Genomic DNA, 3,802 nt, shown 5'->3' on the forward strand with positions numbered 1-3,802 from the left:
GGGATACTTTTTATGAATTATTATGAGCTTTATGCAGGCAGTTTCAAAGACGAATCTTTAAAGCTGTCTTTGGAGTATCTCAAAAATGTAAAAGGATAAAGTGTGATATATGAAAGTTAAATTTAAAATAGGAATTGTCTTCCTTTTAGTTGGTTTGATGATCAGTGTTGTTAAGGCTCAATCCCTACAACATCCCACCATCTGGATTACGCAGGAAGAAAGGGAGAAGGTACTTAATCTTATTGAAAATTATGATTGGGCCGAAAGTATTGTGGATCAACTTCATCAACGAGTGGATAAAAAGTTGTCCCTTCATCAAAGCAATCCCGAAGCCATACTGGACTCCATTCCTTCATTTGCACAGAGTGATCATCAAGTTGCTGACCCTAAGGCCGATAAACCTGCTGCCGCTCACAACAAAGTGTTGTCAATTGCTTCCGAAGCAGGTATGCTTTACTTTCTGACCCAGGATGAAGCCTATGCCATGTTTGCAGCAGATATACTGGAAGTCTATTTTGAACAATTAGGTTCAAAAACCCCTATGACTACTACTATTGCTGGGAATGCATTTTATGACCCTAGAACTACTTATGATCATATTGCTTTGGCCTACGATTTTATTTACAATTACCTTAAAAAAAGTCAAGCCTCGGTATACAATAGAGAACTTGGAAAGAGAATTCCATTCAATAATGATAAAGCCCAAAAGGCAATTGAAAATATGGTGGGCAATACTTTACAGGAATATGGAAAAAAGGACACCCATGGAAAGTATATTTCCAACCATCCCATATTGACAGCCCCTGGAGTATTGTATGGAATTTTATGTGTTGAGGATGATGGAGAAAGAGAGCGATTATTTAATGTGTTTTGGGAGACAGGAACGGCCCATCAGAATTCATTTAAGCATACCATTTTGACCATGTTCGGTGAACAAGGAATTTGGCCCGAGTCAACCAGCTATAGTTTTATGCCATTGGTTACGCTGGTATTGAACATTGTCGATAGAAATTTTCCTGAAATGGATGTAACAAAGGAGTATAAACAAATTTTCAACGGAAGCTTCTTGTTCGATAACCTTAGGTATCCAGATCACAGGTTTGTCAGATTTGGAGACTCCAAAAGAAATAATGATGGTACCCAAGAGTTGTATAGGTACACACTAGATATTGCTAATAGGAGAGGGTTTGACAATTTAACAAGTCAAGCTAAAATAGCTTTGAAGCAGGCATATGAAATTGAAGGTGGATATCGGCCAAGAATCACTGGGAATACTTTTAATAATTATGATGAACTTCAGCTTTTTTGGGGTGTACCCATTCCCGATAATATAGATGATAGTATTGATTTTCAAAAACCTACAGTGATTATTGAACATGCAGGAGTAGCCCTTCAGCGAAATTATGTCAAAGAAAATAATTTACTCTATGGTCTATGTGGGATTATTGGAGGAGCGCATTATGTGCACTCCCACGTTACGGGTATCACCATGGAACTCTATGGCGCTGGATATGTAATGGCTCCCAATGCAGGGCTTCCACCAACTGTGGCTGAAAGACAAATCCCATTGCATGAGCATTACTTTAGGCTATATGCTGGGAATAATACAGTGATTGTCAACGGTACTTCCCACGGTCTTGATGAAGGGTCATGGAAAGGAAAGGCAAATGTTTGGCAAAATACCACCCTAAATATTGCGGCTGAACCAAAGCATCTGGAAGATCCCATAAGTGATAACTTCAGTTTTGCTACCCAATTTTTGGATGATTCGGTCAACCACTCGAAGCAACAGCGAACGCTGAGCACCATTCGAACCAGTCCCACTACAGGGTATTACTTAGATGTTTTCCGTTCAAAATCTCAGGAGAGCAATAAGTTTCACGATTACATCTACCATAACATTGGAGACAAAACCACTATTTTGGATGCACTTAATAGAAAATTGAACCTTAAATCAACAGATCGCTATCAAAACGATATTGGGGATGTGGTTCGATCTCCAGGATGGCGCTATTTCGAAGATACTCAGGTGACCGATCCTACTTCGGAAACGGTACAAATTCGGTTTGACATCAACTATGATAAAAAGTACATGCACATGTTTGTGGCGGGAGGTGTGGAAAGGGAATTTACCCAGGCCCTTGCCCCACCAACACGCGAGGCAAAAAATGGCTATATAGACAAAAAAACACAACTTATAGCCATCCGACAAAATGGAGAGGCTTGGGCAAGACCTTATATGTCTGTTTTTGAACCATCTGCCAATAAGTCCTCAAGTGTTAAAAATGTCCAACCATTACAAGATGGAGAAAAAACGATAGGGGTAAAGGTTATTTCTCATGTCGGTAATAAGGTAATTACAGATTATATCATTTCGCAGGACAATGCTGCGGCATCTTATATTAATCATGAAATCGATCTCCAGTTTGTAGGAAGGTTTGGCGTTGTCCGCATTACGATGCATGATGCAAAGGAGGAGGTAGAGCTTTATATTGGAGAAGGAAATCAAATGAAATACAAGGATCATACATTGACTGCCGATAAAAACTGCAAGGGATACAAGAAGTTTTAGCCTAAAAAAGAAAACGGGGTACTATCTCTATACCGTATTTACAACTTCACTAGAGGGAAAGAATATAATTTGATTTGTATACTACTAATTATATAAAAGCATAAAATGAAAGAGTTATTTGATTTAACGGGAAAAGTGGCCTTGGTTACCGGTGCTACGCATGGATTAGGGATGGCCATGGCTACGGCTTTAGCTAAAAGCGGGGCTAAATTATTGTTCAATGATATCAACCAAGAGAAGATAGATAATGCCGTTAAAGAGTACGCTGCAAAAGGAATTGAAGCCAAGGGGTATTTATTTGATGTGACAGATTCAAAAGCAGTGGATGAAAATATATCGTCAATTGAAAAAGAATATGGTCCTATCAATATTTTAGTAAACAATGCGGGTATTATAATGAGAGTTCCAGCAATGGAAATGGATCCCGCGGATTTTAAAAAGGTAGTAGAGGTGGATTTGATTTCTCCTTTTATTATGTCCCAAAGGGTAGGAAGGACGATGAAAGAAAACGGGGGAGGAAAGATCATCAATATCTGTTCAATGATGAGTGAACTGGGGCGTAATTCAGTTTCTGCCTATGCGGCCGGTAAGGGGGGGCTTAAGATGTTGACCAGAAATCTGGCTACTGAGTGGGCCAAGTACAATATTCAGGTTAATGGCATAGGTCCTGGCTATTTTGCCACTTCCCAAACGGCTCCTATCAGGGTAGATGGGCATCCCTTCAATGATTTTATAATTAACCGCACGCCCGCCGGAAGGTGGGGAGATCCGGAGGACCTTCAAGGTACTACCGTTTTTTTGGCTTCAAGAGCAAGTGATTTTGTCAATGGACAGGTAGTTTACGTTGATGGGGGGATATTGGCTACGATAGGTAAACCTCACGGAGAGGAATAAACTGGTTGAATATTTTGTTAAAAAATTGTTTTTGTAAAAGAAAACAATTACCCTAACCGCTTATTGCTTGCTTTAAAGATTATTTTTAAAATATAGTCATTATTGTTTCAAACGAGATGCTATCTTAAACATGGAACTTTTTTAGTTGAGAAGCCTGATGGGGGCTGCTAAGCGATCCGTAAGTATGAATTTTGACTAATGTATAGCTCAGCGTTTAGTTTCTAATAACTAATCGCTGAGTTATTTTAGGTAATGGGATTTATATTTTTACAGGGGACTGGCTAAATCGACTTTTTCTGTGCCTAAAGATTTTTGGAACAGTAGGATACAGGTTAC

The 3,802-nt window shown here is 39.2% G+C and carries 2 protein-coding genes; both read left to right on the top strand.

Features of this window, described 5'->3' with window-relative positions; genetic code table 11:
* Nucleotides 1-109: 109 nt before the first annotated feature.
* Nucleotides 110-2,572 (top strand): hypothetical protein, encoded by a 2,463-nt coding sequence (locus ACYVAA_RS22305; RefSeq protein WP_460546166.1) that lies wholly within the window; start codon nt 110-112, stop codon nt 2,570-2,572.
* Nucleotides 2,573-2,677: 105 nt separating this feature from the next.
* Nucleotides 2,678-3,466, top strand: a complete 789-nt coding sequence (locus tag ACYVAA_RS22310) for a gluconate 5-dehydrogenase (RefSeq protein WP_460546168.1) — start codon at nt 2,678-2,680, stop codon at nt 3,464-3,466.
* Nucleotides 3,467-3,802: the final 336 nt, after the last annotated feature.

The sequence above is a fragment of the Echinicola sediminis genome, from assembly GCF_054777495.1.